This window comes from Pseudonocardia wallangbongensis, assembly GCF_054486945.1.
This window is the reverse complement of the sequence record NZ_JBRERS010000005.1, coordinates 338,162-356,871: the sequence shown is the minus strand read 5'-3', so window position 1 is coordinate 356,871 and position 18,710 is coordinate 338,162. Positions and strand designations below refer to the sequence as shown.

The 18,710-nt window shown below is 70.3% G+C and carries 13 protein-coding genes; 10 read left to right on the top strand and 3 right to left on the bottom strand.

The features are described from left to right. The 4 genes from sucD to gcl are packed head-to-tail and all read left to right on the top strand — an operon-like array spanning nucleotide 1 to nucleotide 4,338. Entirely contained in the window at nucleotides 1–906 is a 906-nt protein-coding gene (gene sucD, locus ACU436_RS20675; RefSeq protein WP_459027630.1) for a succinate--CoA ligase subunit alpha, read from the top strand. After that, nucleotides 903–1,748: a hydroxypyruvate isomerase family protein gene (locus tag ACU436_RS20670; RefSeq protein WP_459027629.1), complete on the top strand. Its 846-nt coding sequence runs from the start codon at nucleotides 903–905 to the stop codon at nucleotides 1,746–1,748. Before sucD ends, ACU436_RS20670 begins: the two co-directional genes overlap by 4 nt. Then, the gene (locus ACU436_RS20665; RefSeq protein ID WP_459027628.1) at nucleotides 1,745–2,626 is read left to right on the top strand and encodes a 2-hydroxy-3-oxopropionate reductase; all 882 of its coding nucleotides are present in this window, start codon (nucleotides 1,745–1,747) and stop codon (nucleotides 2,624–2,626) included. Before ACU436_RS20670 ends, ACU436_RS20665 begins: the two co-directional genes overlap by 4 nt. Nucleotides 2,627–2,640: 14 nt before the next feature. Then, on the top strand, nucleotides 2,641–4,338 hold the full coding sequence (gene gcl / locus ACU436_RS20660) for a glyoxylate carboligase (RefSeq protein WP_459028173.1): 1,698 nt from the start codon (nucleotides 2,641–2,643) through the stop codon (nucleotides 4,336–4,338). A 446-nt stretch (nucleotides 4,339–4,784) separates the two neighbouring features. Here the strand turns inward: gcl and ACU436_RS20655 are convergent, their stop codons facing one another. Next, nucleotides 4,785–5,762 (bottom strand): 2-dehydropantoate 2-reductase, encoded by a 978-nt coding sequence (locus ACU436_RS20655; RefSeq protein ID WP_459027626.1) that lies wholly within the window; start codon nucleotides 5,760–5,762, stop codon nucleotides 4,785–4,787. Between the two features lie 223 nt (nucleotides 5,763–5,985). Between ACU436_RS20655 and ACU436_RS20650 the strand changes: the two genes are divergently transcribed. The 6 genes from ACU436_RS20650 to ACU436_RS20625 all read left to right on the top strand — a co-directional run bounded on the left by ACU436_RS20650 (nucleotide 5,986) and on the right by ACU436_RS20625 (nucleotide 14,755). Next, the gene (locus ACU436_RS20650) at nucleotides 5,986–7,707 is read left to right on the top strand and encodes a thiamine pyrophosphate-binding protein (protein ID WP_459027625.1); all 1,722 of its coding nucleotides are present in this window, start codon (nucleotides 5,986–5,988) and stop codon (nucleotides 7,705–7,707) included. An 87-nt stretch (nucleotides 7,708–7,794) separates the two neighbouring features. After that, nucleotides 7,795–9,021: a formyl-CoA transferase gene (gene frc / locus ACU436_RS20645; RefSeq protein ID WP_459027624.1), complete on the top strand. Its 1,227-nt coding sequence runs from the start codon at nucleotides 7,795–7,797 to the stop codon at nucleotides 9,019–9,021. Between the two features lie 2 nt (nucleotides 9,022–9,023). Then, nucleotides 9,024–11,159, top strand: a complete 2,136-nt coding sequence (locus ACU436_RS20640) for an acetate--CoA ligase family protein (RefSeq protein WP_459027623.1) — start codon at nucleotides 9,024–9,026, stop codon at nucleotides 11,157–11,159. A gap of 275 nt (nucleotides 11,160–11,434) precedes the next feature. Continuing rightward, nucleotides 11,435–12,841, top strand: coding sequence for an Nramp family divalent metal transporter (locus tag ACU436_RS20635; RefSeq protein ID WP_459027622.1), 1,407 nt, complete (start codon nucleotides 11,435–11,437; stop codon nucleotides 12,839–12,841). A 1-nt stretch (nucleotide 12,842) separates the two neighbouring features. Beyond that, the gene (locus ACU436_RS20630) at nucleotides 12,843–13,439 is read left to right on the top strand and encodes a hypothetical protein (RefSeq protein ID WP_459027621.1); all 597 of its coding nucleotides are present in this window, start codon (nucleotides 12,843–12,845) and stop codon (nucleotides 13,437–13,439) included. Nucleotides 13,440–13,627: 188 nt separating this feature from the next. Further along, nucleotides 13,628–14,755 (top strand): calcium:cation antiporter, encoded by a 1,128-nt coding sequence (locus ACU436_RS20625; RefSeq protein ID WP_459027619.1) that lies wholly within the window; start codon nucleotides 13,628–13,630, stop codon nucleotides 14,753–14,755. 76 nt (nucleotides 14,756–14,831) lie between these two features. Here the strand turns inward: ACU436_RS20625 and ACU436_RS20620 are convergent, their stop codons facing one another. After that, nucleotides 14,832–16,556, bottom strand: coding sequence for an NAD(P)H-dependent oxidoreductase subunit E (locus ACU436_RS20620; RefSeq protein WP_459027617.1), 1,725 nt, complete (start codon nucleotides 16,554–16,556; stop codon nucleotides 14,832–14,834). A gap of 58 nt (nucleotides 16,557–16,614) precedes the next feature. Beyond that, complete coding sequence (gene acs / locus ACU436_RS20615; RefSeq protein WP_459027615.1) at nucleotides 16,615–18,594, bottom strand: acetate--CoA ligase; 1,980 nt, start codon at nucleotides 18,592–18,594, stop codon at nucleotides 16,615–16,617. Nucleotides 18,595–18,710: the final 116 nt, after the last annotated feature.

Below are 18,710 nucleotides of genomic sequence, written 5' to 3'. Positions count from 1 at the left end.
ATGTCGATCTTCTTGCACGAGGGCAGCAAGGTCATCGTCCAGGGCATCACCGGGAGCGAGGCCACCAAGCACACCGCGAAGATGCTCGGCGCGGGTACGGACATCGTCGGTGGGGTGAACGCCCGCAAGGCCGGCACCACCGTCACGATCGGCGGCAAGGACCTCACGGTCTTCGGCACCGTCGAGGAGGCGATGGCCGAGACCGGCGCCGACGTGAGCGTCGTGTTCGTACCCCCGCGGTTCGCGGGCGGCGCCGCGATCGAGGCGATCGACGCGGGCATCGGGCTCGCGGTCGTGATCACGGAGGGCATCCCCGTGCACGACGCGGCGCGGGTGTGGGCGCACGCGAGTGCCAAGGGGAACAAGACGCGGATCATCGGCCCGAACTGCCCCGGTGTCATCTCGCCGGGGAAGTCGAACGCGGGGATCATCCCGGCCGACATCGCGGGTGCGGGCCCGATCGGGCTGGTGTCGAAGTCGGGCACGTTGACCTACCAGATGATGTACGAGCTGCGGGAGTTCGGGTTCTCCACGGCGATCGGGATCGGTGGGGACCCGGTGATCGGGACCACGCACATCGATGCGTTGGAGGCGTTCGAGGCCGACCCGGACACGAGGGCGATCGTGATGATCGGTGAGATCGGTGGGGACGCGGAGGAGCGGGCCGCGGACTACATCAAGGCCAGCGTGTCCAAGCCGGTCGTGGGTTACGTGGCCGGGTTCACCGCCCCGGAGGGCAAGACCATGGGGCATGCCGGGGCGATCGTGTCCGGCTCGGCCGGCACCGCCCAGGCCAAGAAGGACGCGCTGGAGGCCGCCGGGGTGAAGGTCGGCAAGACCCCAAGCGAGACCGCCGCCCTGATGCGGGAGCAGCTCGCCGGACTGCGGCTCGGGGCCGGGACGTGACCGCCGCGGCCCTGCGCTACGACGTCAACCTCTCCATCCTCTTCACCGACCTCCCCCTGCTGCAGCGGCCGGCCGCCGCGGCGGCGGCCGGGTTCGACGCGGTCGAGCTCTGGTGGCCGTTCCCCGAGCCGGTCCCCGCCGATCGCGACCTGGACGCGCTGCGCACCGCGATCACCGACGCCGGCGTCCGCCTGGTGGGGCTGAACTTCGACGCGGGCGACATGGCCGCGGGCGATCGAGGCCTGCTCTCCCGCCCGTCCGAGAGCGCCCGGTTCCGGGCGAACGTCGACGTGGCCGTCGGGTTCGCCGACTCGCTCGGCTGCACGGTGCTCAACGCGCTGTACGGCAACCGCGACGCCGACGTGACCGTGCCGGAGCAGCGCGAGCTGGCGTCGGAGAACCTCGTGCTCGCCGCGGCGGCCGCCGAACGCGTCGGGGCGACGGTCGTGATCGAGGCCCTCAACAGCTTCGAGAGCCCGCGCTACCCGATCACCTCGTCGCAGAAGGCGCTCGACCTGATCGACTACCTCAAGGTCGTGCACGGGGTGCCGAACGTGTCGTTCCTCGCCGACCTCTACCACCTCGCCCGGATGGGCGAGCCCGTCGAGCGCCTCGTCGAGCTGCGCGCCGACCGGTTCGGGCACGTCCAGATCGCCGACCCGCCCGGCCGCGGGCAACCCGGCACCGGAGAGCTCGACTGGGACGCCGTCCTCGGGCGGCTCGAGGCGAGCGGCTACACCGGCCACGTCGGGCTCGAGTACAAGCCGGTCGGCCCGAGCGCCGACAGCTTCGGCTGGCTCCCCCGCCATCTCCGTTCCACGACCGTCGAGGAGAACGCGTGAGCACGATCGGTTTCATCGGGCTCGGCATCATGGGCGGACCGATGGCCGCCAACCTGCTTGCGGCGGGCCACACCGTGCTCGGGTACGACACCCAGCAGGTCGCGGCGGAACGGCTCGTCACCGCGGGCGGCAAGTACGTCGACTCGGTCGCGGCGGCCACGGCCGCCGACGTGGTGATCACGATGCTCCCGGACTCGCCGCAGGTCGAGGAGGTCGTCCTCGGCCCCGGTGGGGTGCTGGAACACGCGGAACCCGGCCTGCTGCTGATCGACATGAGCACGATCCGGCCGGACACCTCGCTCGCGGTGGCCGCCGCGGCGAAGGCCCGCGGCGTCCGCGCCCTCGACGCACCGGTGAGCGGCGGCGAGAAGGGCGCTGTCGACGGCGTCCTCTCGATCATGGTCGGCGGCGACGCCGAGGCGTTCGAGGCGGCCCGCCCGGTCTTCGAGGTGCTCGGCAGGACGATCGTGCACGTCGGGCCGAGCGGTGCGGGCCAGACCGTCAAGGCGGCCAACCAGCTCGTGGTCGGCGGGATCTACGCGCTGGTCGCCGAGGCCATCGTGCTGCTGGAGGCCTCCGGCGTGGACCCCGGCCCCGGGCTCGACGTGCTGGCCGGCGGGCTCGCCGGCAGCCGGATCCTCGATCTCAAGCGGAAGTCGATGGTGGCGCGGGAGTTCGCCCCCGGCTTCCGGATCGACCTGCACCACAAGGACATGGGCATCGCGATCGCCGCGGCACGGGAGGCGGGCGTCGCCCTCCCGATGACCGGTCTCACGGCCCAGCTCATCGCCGCCGCCCGCGCACAGGGCCACGGCTCGCTCGACCACTCGGTGCTGCTGAAGGTGCTGGAGAACGTCTCGGGAAAGGCTGCCCAATGACCCGGATCCCCTGCATGGAAGCCGTCGCGGCGGTGCTCGAGTCGGAGGGCGTCGACACCGTCTTCGGCATCCCGGGTGCCGCGATCCTGCCGCTGTACGCCGCGCTGCGGAAGAGCGGGATCAAGCACCTCACGGTGCGCCACGAGGAGGGCGGCACGCACGCCGCCGACGGGTGGGCACGAGCCACCGGCAAGGTCGGGGTGTCGATCGGGACCTCCGGCCCAGCCGGTACCAACATGATCACCGGGTTGTACACGGCGCAGGCCGACTCCATCCCGATGATCTGCATCACCGGCCAGGCGCCGCGGGCGAAGCTGCACCAGGAGGCGTTCCAGGCGGTCGACATCGTGGAGATCGCCAAGCCGGTGACGAAGTGGGCGGTGCAGCTCAAGGAGCCCGCCCAGGCGCCGTGGGTGTTCCGGGAGGCGTTCCGGATCGCCCGCTCAGGCCGCCCCGGACCCGTGCTCATCGACCTGCCGATCGACGTGCAGAAGGGCACCTGCGTCTACGACCCCGCCCTGGACGCCCCGCTGCCCGTCGACGTCCCGCTGCCGCGGCCGCAGCCGATCGCCGCGGCCGTCCAGATGCTGCTCGAGGCCGAACGGCCGATCATCCTCGCGGGCGGCGGCGTCATCGGCGCGGACGCGTGCGACGAGCTGCGGCTGCTGGCCGAGCACCTCCAGGTGCCGGTGCAGGTCACGCTGATGGGCAAGGGCGCGTTCCCGGAGGACCACCCGCTCTTCGCCGGCATGTCCGGCATCCAGACCCAGACGAGGTGGGGCAACGCGGCGTTCCTGGAGAGCGACCTCGTGCTCGCCGTCGGAGCCCGGTTCGGCGACCGGCACACCGGCGACCTGGAGACCTACCGGCGCGGGCGCCGGTTCGTCCACGTCGACATCGAGCCGACGCAGATCGGCAAGGTCTTCGAACCGGACCTCGGGATCGTCGGCCACGCGAAGCCCACCCTCGCCGCGCTCGCCGAGCACGCCCACCACGCCTCGCCCCGGCACGCACCCGGCCGCTGGGTGGAGCGGGTGGCCGCACTGCGCAGCACGCTGCTGCGCCGCGACGACTTCGACGACAAGCCGATCAAGCCACCGCGCGTCTACCGCGAGCTGAACCAGGCGTTCGGGCCGGACACCACGTTCGTCACCGCGATCGGGCTCTACCAGATCTGGTCCGGCCAGTTCCAGCAGACGTACCGGCCGCGGCACTACCTGGTGTGCGGGCAGGCCGGCCCGCTCGGCTGGGAGGTCCCGGCCGCGATCGGGGTGAAGTGCGCCTTCCCCGAGAAGCAGGTGGTGGCCGTAGTCGGCGACTACTCCTTCCAGTTCCTCATGGAGGAGATCGCGGTCGCGGCGCAGTACCGGGTTCCGTTCGTGATCGTCATGGTGAACAACGAGTACCTTGGCCTCATCCGGCAGGCCGAGCTCGGCTACGACATGAACTACGCCGTCGACCTGCACTACGGCGAGGGCGGCATCGACCACGTCACCCTCATGCAGGCCTTCGGCTGCCCGGCGCGGCGCGTCGAACAACCGGACGAGATCGCCGACGCGCTCGCGTGGGCCTCCCTCGAGTCCGAGGCCCAGCAACTGCCCGTGCTCGTCGAGATCATGGTGGAGCGCGAGGCGAACGCGGCGATGGGCCAGTCCCTCGACGCCATCACCGAGTTCGAGCCGGCGCCGGACCTGGTGCCCGCCGCCGACTGAGGCCAGTGCTCAGGCCGCGTTATGGAGCCGTACTGCTGTTTCTGGGCGTCCAGAACGGCAGTACGGCTCCATAGTGCGACGGCCCAACCCGCACCCGTGATCGACGAGCGTGCCCCCACGTCGGGGACGCCCGCCCGCGCAACCCCGGGAATCGGTAGTGCACCCAGCCCGGCCACCACCCGACGCACCGGACCGGCGCACCCCAGGTGCCGGCCGCGACCACCCCAGACAGGTGGGGCGGGCATGTCGTCCCGGGGTGAGCGGGCGCGCCCACGAGAGACTCACCGCTACGACACCCCCAGGCGCCCGCCCTCATCCGCGGGCACACCGAACCCGCTCCGCTGATCACACAGCTTCGGCGGCCGCCACGCGGCGCCAAACGCCGCCAGCATGGTGGCTTTCCTGGCGCAGTACGGCAGGAAAGCCACCATGCTGGCGTTCGGGGCTCAGGAGGCCGCAGCCACCTGCTGGTTGAGCAGGTCCGCCACCGCCGTGATGGCGCGGAGGGTGGGCACGTCCGCCCCGGTGAGGTCGGCCAGCTCCACGACCGCCGTCAACAGCACGTCGAGCTCCATCGGACGGCCGCGCTCGAGGTCCTGCAATGTGGAGGTCTTGTGCTCGCCGGTCCGTTCGGCGCCGGCGAGCCGCTTCTCCACCGAGATCTCGGGGTGGCTGCCGAGGCGGTTCGCCACCTCGAGGGTCTCCTCCATCATCTGCGCGACGAGCGCGCGTGTGCCCTCGTGCCGGCAGATGCCGGCCATCGTGGCGCGGGTGAGCGCGCTCAGCGGGTTGAAGGCGATGTTGCCCATCAGCTTGATCCAGATGTCGGACCGCAGGTCGGGCTCGACGGGGCACTTCAGGCCGCCGGCAACCATCGCGTCGGCGAACTCCTTGCAGCGCGCGGAGACGGTCATGTCCGGCTCACCGATGGAGAAGCGGGTGCCCTCCAGGTGGCGCACCACACCTGGTGCCTCGATCTCGGTGGCCGCGTAGACGACGCAGCCGACCGCCCGCTCGAGGGGTAGCGCCCCGGTGACGGCACCGCCGGGGTCGACGCTCTCGATCCGGTGCCCTTCGAACGGGCCCTGCAGCCGGTGGAAGTACCACCAGGGGATGCCGTTCTGCGCGGCGATGATGGTGGTGCGTTCGTTCAGCAGCGGCGCGACCATCGGGCCGGCCGCCGCGTAGGCGTTGGCCTTGAACCCCAGGAAGACGTGATCGACCGGCCCGATGGCGGCCGGGTCGTCCGTCGCGTTGGGGTGGGCCGCGAAGTCCCCTCGCGGACTGCGCACCTGCACTCCGTGCTCCCGCAGCGCCGCGAGGTGCGGCCCGCGGGCGACGAGGTGCACGTCCGCACCCGCCCGACAGAGGCTCGCTCCTACATACGCGCCGATCGCACCCGCTCCCAGCACAGCAACCTTCACGTCGGGCTCCCGTCCTCAGTGACCTGCTTACCCGCCCTCGCCGGCTCCACCGGCATACTTCCCAACGGTGCATGCAGTATGCAGTATGGAGTCTACGAAACGTCAAGGTTGGGCTACTTCCTCTGGACAACCGGCGGGCCGTGGAGTACCAAGACAGCCATACCGTATGCAGTAGACAGGCCGTGGAGCTCCGCAGACGGCGACGACGAGGAGGTGCTCGCCCATGACACAGACGGTCACCGGACGCGCCGCCGACAACGGGCTAGGTGATCCACCCGCTGTCGAGACGATCTCCGGCGGCCATCTTGTGGCGAAGGCGCTCAAGGCGGAAGGTGTGGACACGATCTACACCCTCTGCGGCGGGCACATCATCGACATCTACGACGGCTGCGTGGACGAGGGAATCTCCGTCATCGACGTGCGGCACGAGCAGGTCGCCGCCCACGCCGCCGACGGCCACGCCCGCATCACCGGCACGGCCGGCTGCGCGGTCGTGACGGCCGGCCCCGGCACCAGCGACGCGGTCACGGGCGTGGCCAACGCCTTCCGGGCGGAGAGCCCGATGCTGCTCATCGGCGGCCAGGGGGCGCTCAGCCAGCACAAGATGGGGTCCCTGCAGGACCTCCCGCACGTCGACATGATGAGCCCGATCACGAAGTTCGCCGCCACCGTCCCGCACACCGCACGCGTCGCCGACATGGTCTCGATGGCGTTCCGGGAGAGCCGGGCCGGCGCGCCCGGGCCGTCCTTCCTCGAGATCCCCCGCGACATCCTCGACGCGTCCGTGCCGCTCGAGCAGGCCCGGCTCCCCCGACCCGGCTCCTACCGCGCGTCCACCAGGTCGGCAGGCGACCCCGCCGCCGTCGAGCGGCTCGCGGACCTCATCGCCCACTCCGAGAAGCCGTGCGTGCTGCTCGGCAACCAGGTGTGGACGTGTCGGGCCACGGACGCGGCGATCGAGTTCGTGCGCACGCTCGACATCCCGGCCTTCATGAACGGCGCCGGCCGCGGCACGCTCCCGCCCAAGGACCCGATGCACTTCCAGCTGGCCCGCCGGCACGCGTTCAACGAGGCCGACCTGATCATCATCGTCGGCACCCCGTTCGACTTCCGGATGGGCTACGGCAAGCGCCTCTCGCCCACGGCGAAGGTCGTGCAGATCGACCTCAGCTACGGCACGGTCGGCAAGAACCGCGACATCGACCTCGGCATCGTCGGGGACGCCGGCACCGTGCTGTCCGCCGTCACCGCGGCGTCGTCCGGCCGCATCGCGAGCACTCCGGACCGCACGGGCTGGATCGAGGAGCTGCGGGCGTTCGAGGACGCCGCCTACGGGAAGCGGCTCCCCCGCCAGTACTCGGACGCGTCGCCGATCGACCCGTACCGCCTGGTCCACGAGATCAACGAGTTCCTCACGGAGGACTCGATCTACATCGGCGACGGCGGTGACATCGTCACGTTCTCCGGCCAGGTCGTGCAGCCCAAGTCCCCCGGCCACTGGATGGACCCGGGCCCCCTTGGCACGCTCGGCGTCGGCATCCCGTTCGTGATGGCCGCCAAGCACGCCCGGCCGGACAAGGAGGTCGTCGCCCTCTTCGGCGACGGGGCGTTCAGCCTCACCGGTTGGGACTTCGAGACGCTGGTGCGGTTCGACCTCCCGTTCGTCGGGATCGTCGGCAACAACTCGTCGATGAACCAGATCCGTTACGGGCAGATCCAGAGGTACGGCGAGGGCCGCGGCCGGGTGGGCAACACGCTCGGCAGCGTGAAGTACGACCAGTTCGCGAAGATGCTCGGCGGATACGGCGAGGAGGTGCACGACCCCGCCGACATCGCGCCCGCACTGCAGCGCGCGCGGGAGTCGGGTCTGCCCTCGCTCATCAATGTGTGGGTCGACCCGGAGGTGTACGCCCCGGGCACCATGAACCAGACGATGTACAAGTGATCGGGGGCGATAAATGAGCGAGCTTGCGAGGGAATCCATGTCACGAGGTGTGCGCAAAGCGCAGACCGAGCGCAGCGAGGGTCGACGATGAGTGCACTTGAAGGTATCCGCGTCCTGGACATGACCCACGTCCAGTCGGGCCCCTCGGCCACCCAGATCCTGGCCTGGCTCGGCGCGGACGTGGTGAAACTCGAGGCTCCGAAGGGCGACATCACCCGCCAGCAGCTGCGGGACCTCCCCGGCGTCGACAGCCTCTACTTCACGATGCTGAACTGCAACAAGCGCAGCATCACGCTCAACATGAAGAGCGAGGAAGGCAAGGAGCTCTTCATCGAGATGGTGAAGAACTCCGACGTTCTCGTCGAGAACTTCGGGCCCGGTGCGGTCGACCGCATGGGGTTCACGTGGGATCGGCTCCAGGAGCTGAACCCGCGCCTGGTCTACGCATCGATCAAGGGTTTCGGTGAAGGCCCCTACACCCATTACAAGGCCTATGAGGTGGTCGCCCAGGCGATGGGCGGCTCGATGACCACCACGGGCTTCGAGGACGGCCCGCCGACGGCCACCGGCGCGCAGATCGGCGACTCCGGCACCGGCATCCACGCCGTCTCCGGGATCCTGGCCGCCCTCCTGCAACGGAACAACACCGGCCGCGGCCAGCGCGTGACGGTCGCGATGCAGCACGCGGTCCTGAACCTGTGCCGGGTGAAGCTCCGCGACCAGCAGCGGCTCACCCACGGCCCACTGGCCGAGTACCCGAACGAGGAGTTCGGCGACGAGGTGCCGCGCTCGGGCAACGCCTCGGGCGGCGGGCAGCCCGGCTGGGCCGTGAAGTGCGCGCCGGGTGGCCCCAACGACTACATCTACGTGATCGTGCAGCCACCGGGCTGGGCCCCGATCGCGAAGCTCATCGGCCGGCCCGAGTTGGCCGACGACCCCGAGTGGGCAACGCCGGAGGCGCGGCTGCCGAAGCTGGACAAGATGTTCCAGCTGATCGAGGAGTGGTCCTCCGGGCTCAGCAAGTGGGACGCGCTCGCCGAGCTGAACACCCACAACATCCCGTGCGGCCCGATCCTCTCCACGAAGGAGCTGATCGAGGACGCGTCGCTGGTCGACAACAACATGATCGTCACCGTGGACCACCCCGAGCGCGGCGCGTTCAAGACGGTGGGCTGCCCGATCAAGCTGTCCGACTCGCCGGTGAAGGTCGAGGCCTCACCGCTGCTCGGCCAGCACAACGAAGACGTGTACGTGCGCGAGCTGGGCGTGGAACCGCAACGCCTCGCCGAGCTCAAGACGAACGGAGTGATCTGACCATGGGAGCCGGGTACGACAAGGAGGCTGTACGCGAGGTCCTCGACAAGGCGCTCGCCGAGGGGCGGGACTCGCTGACCGCCCCGGAAGGCCGCCGCGTCTGCGAGGCGTACGGCATCCCGACCCCGGGCGAGGGCCTGGCCAGCACGGCCGACGACGCCGTACGCCTCGCCGCCGAACTGGGCGGCAAGGTCGTGCTGAAGATCGTGTCGCCGGACATCCTGCACAAGACCGAGGCCGGCGGGGTCAAGGTCGGCGTGTCCGGGGACGCGGACGTCCGCGCCGCGTTCGACGAGATCATCGCCAACGCCAAGGCCTACAAGGCGGACGCCGCGATCGACGGCGTGCAGGTGCAGCAGCTGCTGACCGGTGGCCAGGAAGTGATCATCGGGGCCACCACGGATCCGACGTTCGGCAAGGTCGTGCTCTTCGGCCTCGGCGGTGTGCTCGTCGAGGTGCTCAAGGACGTGACGTTCCGGCTCGCGCCGGTGGACACCGACACCGCGCGCGGGATGCTCGACGACATCCAGGCCGCCGAGGTCCTCAAGGGTGCGCGGGGGGCCGAGCCGGCCGACGCCGCAGCGCTCGCCGACATCATCGAGCGGCTGTCCGACCTGGTCACCGACTTCCCCCGCGTCCGCGAGTTCGACCTGAACCCGGTCTTCGCCCGCCCCGACGGTGCATCCGCCGCCGACGTCCGCATCCTGCTGGACGCCGAGGAACCGGCCCAGCCGGTGCGGTACGGCCAGGACGAGATCCTGGCGACGATGAACCGCCTGATGCGGCCGAACGCGGTGGCCGTCATCGGGGCGTCGGCGGAGAACGGCAAGATCGGCAACTCCGTGATGAAGAACCTCATCAACGGTGGCTATGCCGGTGAGATCTACCCGATCAACCCGAAGGCCGACGAGATCCTCGGGAAGAAGGCCTACAAGAGCATCGGCGACGTCCCCGGCGACGTGGACGTGGCGGTGTTCGCCGTGCCGGCCAAGTTCGTGCCGCAGGCGCTGCGCGAGGTCGGCGAGAAGAACGTCCCGGCCGCGGTGCTCATCCCCTCCGGGTTCGCCGAGACCGGCAACCAGGAGCTGCAGGACGAGATCGTGAAGATCGGCCGCGAGCACGGCGTGCGCCTGCTCGGGCCGAACATCTACGGCTACTACTACACGCCGCAGAACCTCTGCGCGACGTTCTGCACGCCGTACGACGTCAAGGGCGGGGTGGCGCTCACGTCGCAGTCCGGCGGCATCGGCATGGCGATCCTCGGGTTCGCCCGCACCACGAAGACGGGCGTCTCGGCGATCGTCGGCCTGGGCAACAAGTCGGACCTCGACGAGGACGACCTGCTCACCTACTTCGAGCAGGACGACGACACCAACGTCGTCGCGATGCACCTCGAGGACCTCAAGGACGGCCGGGCGTTCGTCGACGCGGCGCAGCGGATCACCAAGAAGAAGCCGGTGGTCGTGCTGAAGGCCGGCCGCACCGCGATGGGTGCCAGGGCCGCAGGCTCGCACACGGGTGCGCTGGCCGGCGACGACAAGGTCTACGACGACATCCTGCGCCAGTCCGGGGTCGTGCGTGCGTACTCGCTGAACGACATGCTCGAGTTCGCCCGCGGCATCCCCGTGCTGCCGACGCCGAAGGGCGAGAACGTCGTCATCATCACCGGCGCGGGCGGATCCGGCGTGCTTCTGTCCGACGCGATCGTCGACAACGGCCTGTCGCTGATGGAGATCCCGCCGGACCTCGACGAGTCGTTCCGCAAGTTCATCCCACCGTTCGGCGCCGCCGGCAACCCGATCGACATCACCGGGGGCGAGCCGCCGTCGACCTACGAGGCCACGATCCGGCTGGGCCTGGAGGACGACCGGATCCACGCGCTGGTCCTCGGCTACTGGCACACGATCGTGACCCCGCCGATGGTCTTCGCCGAGCTCACCGCCCGCGTGGTGGCCGAGTTCCGGGAGAAGGGGATCGAGAAGCCGGTCGTGGCCTCCCTCGCGGGGGACACCGAGGTGGAGGAGGCCAGCACGTACCTCTACGACCACGGGATCGTCGCCTACCCGTACACCACCGAGAAGCCGGTGGCCGTGCTGGGGGCGAAGTACCGCTGGGCCCGCAGCGCGGGTCTCGTCTAACTGAACCAGGCCGGTGCTGACCGGCTCGGACCGGTCGGCCCGGCCGGCTACCCGCGGATCGCCCACCCGCCGGGGAGCCTGCCGGGTCGTCCGGCGACCGCATGACCCACAGTCGCAGGCGAGGAGGCACAGCAGGGCCCGGGCAGTCAAACACAGGAGATCCCAACGGAGAGGTCCCAGAAGTGACGACTTCCAAGCAACCTGACGCAGGCCTGCCGGCCACGTCTGCCCCCGCAGGCAGCGAGCGAGTGTGGCAGGCGGGCGGCCTCGAACCGATGCCCATCCGGAAGCTTCCGGATGCGCCGCCGTCCGTCCACCTGATCGGCCCGACGGTCTTCCTCGTCGCGCTCGGCGTGGGGATGGGCGAGTCCTACATGTGGCCCCGGCTGGTGCTGCTGTTCGGGCCCGAGATCCGGTGGCTGTTCCTCATCGGTGTCACCCTGCAGGCGTTCGTCCTGCTCGAGATGGCGCGCTACGCGATGGCCACCGGGGAGAGCATCTTCACCGGCGCGGCGCGCATCTTCAAACCGATCATGTGGTTCTTCTTCACGATCGCGATCCTGATCTACATCTGGCCAGGACACCTATCGGCCGGGGCGAGCGCCTTCGAACAGGCGACCGGTATCCCCTGGCAGGTGGCCGCGATCGTCGGCATGTTGTTCGTCGGCACGCTGTTCACGCTCGCCAAGGTGGTCTACAACCTCGTCGAGAGCGTGCTGGGGATCCTGATCGGCGTGCTGGTGCTCGGCACGGCCGTGATCGCCTCGCTCGTCGGCACGTGGGGCGACCTCGCCACCACGATCACCGGCATGTTCGCGTTCGGCTACATCCCGGCCGAGGCGAATACGGCGGAGTGGTTCCCGGTCATCGTCGGTTCGATCGCGTTCGCGGGCCCGTCGGGCATGCAGCAGATGTGGTACACGCTGCACCTGCGCGACAGCGGCGCGGGCATGGGCGCGCACATCCCGCAGCTGCGCGGTCTGCGCGGAGCAGGCGACGAGGAGGAGCAGCCTTCCCGCGGCTTCATGTTCGACACGGACGACCCCGAGGAGATGGCCAAGTGGCGCGGCTGGCGGCGCTGGGTCACGTTCGACGCGATCCTCCTGTTCTGGGGTATCACGATGCTGGTCACCATCTCGTTCACCATTCTGGCGCAGGCCGCGGCGCGGCAGAGCCCCGACGTGGTGGGGCTGCTCCGGGACGGTGAGCGGTCCGCCGCTCTGCAGGCGATGTCCGACTCGTTCGGCTCCGTCGGCATGCCGGCGCTCGGCACGGTGTTCCTCGGTTTCATCGCGCTGATCGGCCTCAACGCCACGCTGGGTCTGTTCGACTCCTTCGCCCGAGGGCAGGCGGACATGACCTACCACTTCGTCCCTGGGGCGAAGCGGTTCCGGATGGCCCACCTGTACGCCGGGTTCCTCTGGGGCGTGATCGTCTTCGGGATCTGCATCCTGCTGTGGGGCCCGGCCGACGGTCCCGGGGCGATCCTGGACATCCTCGCGTTCCTGTCCACGTTCGCCATGGGCGCCTACTGCATCGTGCTCCTGCTGGTGAACAACAGGCTGCTGCCCAAGCCGATCCGGCCGAAGATCTGGACGAACCTCATCATCGGGTTCGGCGCTGTCTTCTACCTGGGCATGCTCTTCTACAGCCTGATCCGCTTCGGAGTGATCGTGAGCTGACATGTCGATGAACCAGGTACGTCAGGTCGCCGAGGTCGCGGTTCCGGGGGCCGTGATCGGGGTGCTCGCCGGCGCCTTCGTCGGCGGGATGGGCGCGCTCGTCGGGCTGCCCATCGGCTGGGCGCTGACGGGCAGCGTCACCCTCGGGGTGCCGCTCGCCCTGCTCGGCGGGGGGTACGGCGTGTTCGTCGGGCTCGGGCGGATCAGGCCGGGCGTGTTCACCCCCGCAGCGGTCCTGTGGCTGCTGGGGTTCCCGCTCGCGCGGCTGCTGCACGAGACGATGACACCCGTCCTGCTCGGCGGGAGCCCGGCACCGCCGGACAACATCGCGACGTTCCTCGCGTTCCAGGCGTTGATCAGCCCGGGCTTCGCGATCGGTTTCGTGTGGATGTTCGAACGGCTCACGCCGCCGTGGCTCCTGAGCATCAAGGACCGCAACCCGATCGCGGAGGAGGCCTACTCCCGCTACGCGGTGCACGCCGCCGTGCTGTGGGAGGCGCGGGAGCGCAAGCGCGCTCGCCGCGCGGGTCGGCCCGCGAACCGGGCCCCGGCGACGGCGGGAGCCGCCGCCAGAGGCAGGCACCCACGGTCCTCGTGAGCCGACGTCGCGGCGGAGCCGATGCGATCATCACCTCGACTCCGCCGCGACGTGGGCCAGCGGGTTCGACGGACCACACAAACGAGACGCAGCGCCTGTCGACGCCTACGGTCGATGGCAGGGTCCGTCCACCCGACGGCTCCTGCCTGCCGGGGCGCGCAGGACGCTGCGGGATTGGATCAGTGATCGTGTCACAGGAATTGGACAGCGGGGTTCGCACCGCGCAGGGAGGGGAGGCACCGTCCTCCCGGCTCTCCGGGTTCCTCCAGCAGCGTGTGTTCCGCGGCCGCACGCTCCTGTGGGCCTCCCTCGTCCTGGTGCCGGTGGCCATCGTCGCCCGGTTCCTCGAGATGGACGACGTCTCGCTGTTCCTGCTCTCGGTGCTCGCACTGATCCCCCTCGCCTGGATCATCGGCGAGGCCACCGAGCAGGTCGGCGAGTACACGGGTCCGGCCATCGCGGGCCTGCTCAACGCGACGTTCGGTAACGCCCCGGAACTCATCATCTCCCTGTTCGCGGTGAGCGGCGGCCTCTACGAGGTCGTGCGCGCGTCGCTGGTGGGCAGCGTGTTCGGCAACCTCCTCCTCGTGCTGGGCTGCTCGCTCATCGCCGGAGGCCGGGGCCGGATCGGGCGGCGCAGCGCCTACAGCGCGATCGGGATGGTGGCGTTCGCCATCGCGCTGTTCGGGATCTCCTCGGTGGCGTCCGGGCCCGTGGACCCCACCGAGTCCGGTACCAGCGGGATCGCGATCGCAGTGGCCGTCGTGCTGTTCGGCACCTACTGCGTGGTGACCGTGCGCTCGGTGTTGCAGGAGCGCCGCAGACATCGCGAGGAGGGCACCGAGGGCGACCCGGAGTGGTCGCTGCCCAGGGCGGTGGTGACGCTGGGCCTCGCGACCCTCGCCACCGTCGCCGTCTCGGAGGTGCTCACCAGCTCCATCGAGTCGTTCGGTGAAGCGGCAGGCCTCTCGGACATGTTCGTCGCGGCCGTCATCGTGGCCATCGCGGGCAACGCCGCCGAGCACGGCGGCGCCGTGGTGATCGCAGCGCGGGGCAACGTGCTGCTGGCCTCGGAGATCGGGTTGCAGTCCGCCGCGCAGGTGGCCACCGGCCTGATCCCCGCCGTCGTCCTGCTGTCGCTGGTGATCAGCCCGCTGCCGCTCGTCTTCACCCCCATCGAGTTCATCGGCATGGCCGTCGCGGTGCTCCTGCCGGCGCTGCTGTTCGTCCGGGGCCGGACCAGCCGCGGGCACGGCATCGCGCTCTGCACCGCCTACATCGGGGTCGTCGCAGCGTTCTTCTTCACCGTCGGGTAGTCGCCACCGACCCGAACCAGGCTCCGCCGGACCAGGTCCGGCGGAGCCTTTCGTTTCACGGCGCCCGTCCGCGACGTCAGGGGCGGGGCGTCTTGTCGTCCACCTCGGGGTCGTCGTTCTTCGGGTGCTGCCGCACCGTCGTGGCGCCGCGCTGCATGCCGAGCACGCTGACCACCGGGCCGAGGGCCACCTGCCCGAGCCCGCAGATCGACGTCTTGCGCATCACCATCTCGAGCTCGAGGATCCGCTCGCGCCCCGCGTCGTCGAGGCCGCCGGTCGCGATGGCCTCCGTGAGCAGCGTGTGCGCCTTCGTCGAGCCGACCCGGCACGGCACGCACTTGCCGCACGACTCGTTGCGGAAGAAGCGCAGGACGTTCGTGGCGGCGGCGAGCAGGTCGGTGTCCTCGGCGATCGCGACCAGCGCCCCCGAGCCGAGCATCGACCCGGCGTCGGCGAGCGTGCCGAAGTCGAGCGGGACGTCGAGCTGATCGGGCCCGAGGAAGTTGGACGACGCGCCGCCGGGCTGGATGGCCTGCAGCGCCGCGCCCCCGGCCATGCCGCCCGCTTCCTCCAGGAGCGCGCGGGCGGTGGTACCCATCGGCACGCAGTACACGCCGGGCCGCTCGACGTGCCCGGACACCGCGAAGAACTTCCAGCCCACCGATTCGCCGAGGCCCTGGTCGCGCCACCAGCCCGGGCCCCGCTCGACGATGACGGGCACGTCGGCGAAGGTCTCCACCGAGTTCATCAACGTGGGCCTGCCCCACAGCCCGTGCACGCCCGGGAACGGCGGCTTGTTGCGGGGCTCGCCGCGATGGCCCTCCATCGCCTCGATCAGCGCCGACTCCTCGCCGAGGATGTAGCCGCCGGGCGAGGTGAAGATGTCCAGCTGCAACGTGCGCCCCGAGCCCAGCACGTCCGTGCCGAGCAGCCCGGCCGCGCGGATCGCCTCGATCTCCGCCCGCAGCACGTGCTCCTCCGGCCCGTACTCGTGGCGGATGAACACGTACCCCTGCTCGGCGCCGGTGCAGACCATGCCGAGGAGCAGGCCCTCCAGCACGAGGTGCGGCTCGTCGGCGAGGATCTGCCGGTCCTTGAAGGTGCCGGGCTCGGACTCGTCGGCGTTGCAGACGGCGTACTTGAGCCCGGCCGGCTGGTCGGCGACGAGCTGCCACTTCCGGCCGGTCGGGAAGCCCGCGCCACCCATCCCGCGCAGCCCGGAGTCGTTGACGGCGGCGATGGCCTCCTGCGCGGTCCGCTCTCCGGTGAGCACGGAGCGCAGCACCCGGTAGCGCTCGGCCCCCGCCGCGTACGGGTCGTTGGGCCACGGCTCCTCCCGGCCCGACGGTGTGGGCTCGGCATGGCCCAGGCCGTCGGCGCGGGCGGCAGCGACCAGCGCGTTCGTGTCCTCCAGCGCGGCCGGGTGCTCGTTGACCGCGACGGCGGGCGCGATGTCGCAGCGGCCGAGGCAGGACACCTCGGTGAACTCGACGTCCCCCTCCCCGTCCAGCCCGGCCGCCACGTCGGCGAGCTTCGCGTCGGCACCGGCGAGCCAACAGGTGAGGTCGTGGCAGCCGTGCACCGCGACCTTGGCCGGTGGGTCGGTGCGGAAGTGCGGGTAGAACGAGACGAGCCCCTCGATCTCGTAGAGCGGGCGGCGCAGCTCGCGTGCCAACGTCACGAGCTCCTCGCGCGGCAACCAGCCCAGCCGCGCCTGGATCGCGTTCAGCTCCGGGATCAGGCTCGGCCCCGGGAACTTCCCGGCCCGAGCCTCGACGCCCGGCACCTTCGCCGTCGTCATCGCATGGCTCCGATCACCTCGAGCTGCGCTGCCCGCCTACGGTATACCGAGGACGGGGTCAGTCCTCGGACCTGCTGCTGTCCTGCATGCCGTCCGAGATCATGTCCATCACCGACGAGTCGGCCAGTGTCGTGACGTCACCGATCTCACGGTTCTCCGCCACGTCGCGCAGCAGCCGGCGCATGATCTTGCCCGAGCGGGTCTTCGGCAACTCGTCGACGACCATGATCTGGCGCGGCTTCGCGATCGGACCGATCTCCTTGGAGACGTGGTCACGCAGGGCCTTGATGGCGTCGGCGCCCCTCGCCTCGTCCTGGACGACGTCACCGCGCATGATCACGAACGCGACGATGCCCTGCCCGGTGGTGGCGTCGGACGCGCCGACCACGGCCGCCTCGGCCACCGTCGGGTGGCTCACCAGCGCCGACTCCACCTCGGTGGTGGAGATGCGGTGGCCGGACACGTTCATGACGTCGTCCACCCGGCCCAGCAGCCAGAACGCGCCGTCGTCGTCGTACTTGGCCCCGTCGCCCGCGAAGTAGTAACCCTGCTCGGCGAACCGGGACCAGTACGTCTCGCGGTAGCGCTCCTCGTCGCCCCAGATGCCGCGCAACATCGACGGCCAGGGCTTGTCCAGGACGAGGTAGCCGCCATTGCCGTGCCCGACCGGCTCGCCCGCGTCGTTGACGATCTCGGCGCTGACCCCCGGCAGTGGACGCATCGCGGATCCCGGCTTCGCCGTGGTGACGCCCGGCAGCGGCGAGATCATGATGGCGCCGGTCTCGGTCTGCCACCAGGTGTCGACGACCGGGCAGGAGCCGCCACCGATGTTCTCCCGGTACCACACCCAGGCCTCGGGGTTGATCGGCTCGCCGACGCTGCCGAGCACCCGCAGCGACGACAGGTCGTACTTCGCCGGGATGTCGGCGCCCCACTTCATGAACGTGCGGATCAGCGTGGGTGCCGTGTAGTAGATCGAGACGCCGTACTTCTGGATGATCTCCCAGTGCCGACCCTCGTGCGGCGTGTTCGGGGTGCCCTCGTACATCACCGACGTCGCCCGGTTGGCGAGCGGCCCGTACACGATGTAGCTGTGCCCGGTGACCCATCCGATGTCGGCGGTGCACCAGTAGACGCTCTCGCCGGGCTTGTGGTCGAACACCGCGTTGTGCGTGTAAGCGCACTGGGTGAGGTAGCCGCCGGACGTGTGCAGGATGCCCTTCGGCTGACCGGTCGTCCCGGAGGTGTAGAGGATGTAGAGCGGGTGCTCGGCGTCGAACGCCTCGGGCGTGTGCTGATCGGACTGCTTGTCCACGAGGTCGTGCCACCAGATGTCGCGCCCGTCGGTCCACGGCACGTCGATCTCGGTGCGCTTGACGACGAGCACGTGCTCGATCGTCGGCGTCTCGGCGGTCGCCTCGTCGGTGTTCGCCTTCATCGGCGCCGGCTTGCCCCGGCGGTACTGCCCGTCCGAGGTGATGAGCAGCTTCGCCTCGGCGTCCTCGATGCGGGCCCTGAGCGCACCGGGCGAGAACCCGCCGAACACCACGCTGTGCATGGCGCCGAGCCGCGCGCACGCCAGCATCGAGAACGCGGCCTCGGGGATCATCGGCAGCTGGATGGCGACCCGGTCCCCCGCGCCGACGCCCAGCTCGATCAGCGCGTTGGCGGTCTTGCACACCTCACGCTGCAGGTCGGCGTAAGTGATGGTGCGGGTGTCGCCGGGCTCGCCCTCCCAGTGGAACGCCACCTGCTCGCCGTGCCCGGCCTCGACGTGCCGGTCCACGCAGTTGTAGGCCACGTTGAGCTTGCCGCCGACGAACCACTTCGCGAACGGGGAGTCCCAGTCGAGCACCCGTTCCCATTTCTGCTCCCAATGCAGGCGCTCGGCCTGCTCGGCCCAGAACGCCTCGCGGTCGGTGTCTGCGCGGTCGTACCAGTCGGCCGTGGCGTTTGCCTGCGCGGCGAACTCGTCGCTCGGCGGGAAGCTCCGGTTCTCGGTGGAGAGGTTGCTCAGCGTGGCGTGGTCCTCGGCCATCAGTGCCCTCCTGGTCCTGGGCGTCGCGCCGGGCGCCTGCGCCCGGCTGAAGCATGCTTTCTGTTCGACGCTAGTGCGCCTCTCGGCGGGGCGCACCGTCGGTCTGGACAGGTCGG

Bases quoted from the DNA above. Each gene is read 5' to 3' on its own strand.
- sucD (WP_459027630.1), top strand. From the start codon at position 1: ATGTCGATCTTCTTGCACGAGGGCAGCAAGGTCATCGTCCAGGGCATC.
- gcl (WP_459028173.1), top strand. From the start codon at position 2,641: ATGGAAGCCGTCGCGGCGGTGCTCGAGTCGGAGGGCGTCGACACCGTC.
- ACU436_RS20650 (WP_459027625.1), top strand. From the start codon at position 5,986: ATGACACAGACGGTCACCGGACGCGCCGCCGACAACGGGCTAGGTGAT.
- frc (WP_459027624.1), top strand. From the start codon at position 7,795: ATGAGTGCACTTGAAGGTATCCGCGTCCTGGACATGACCCACGTCCAG.
- ACU436_RS20640 (WP_459027623.1), top strand. From the start codon at position 9,024: ATGGGAGCCGGGTACGACAAGGAGGCTGTACGCGAGGTCCTCGACAAG.
- ACU436_RS20635 (WP_459027622.1), top strand. From the start codon at position 11,435: ATGCCCATCCGGAAGCTTCCGGATGCGCCGCCGTCCGTCCACCTGATC.
- ACU436_RS20630 (WP_459027621.1), top strand. From the start codon at position 12,843: ATGTCGATGAACCAGGTACGTCAGGTCGCCGAGGTCGCGGTTCCGGGG.
- ACU436_RS20620 (WP_459027617.1), bottom strand. From the start codon at position 16,556: ATGACGACGGCGAAGGTGCCGGGCGTCGAGGCTCGGGCCGGGAAGTTC.
- acs (WP_459027615.1), bottom strand. From the start codon at position 18,594: ATGGCCGAGGACCACGCCACGCTGAGCAACCTCTCCACCGAGAACCGG.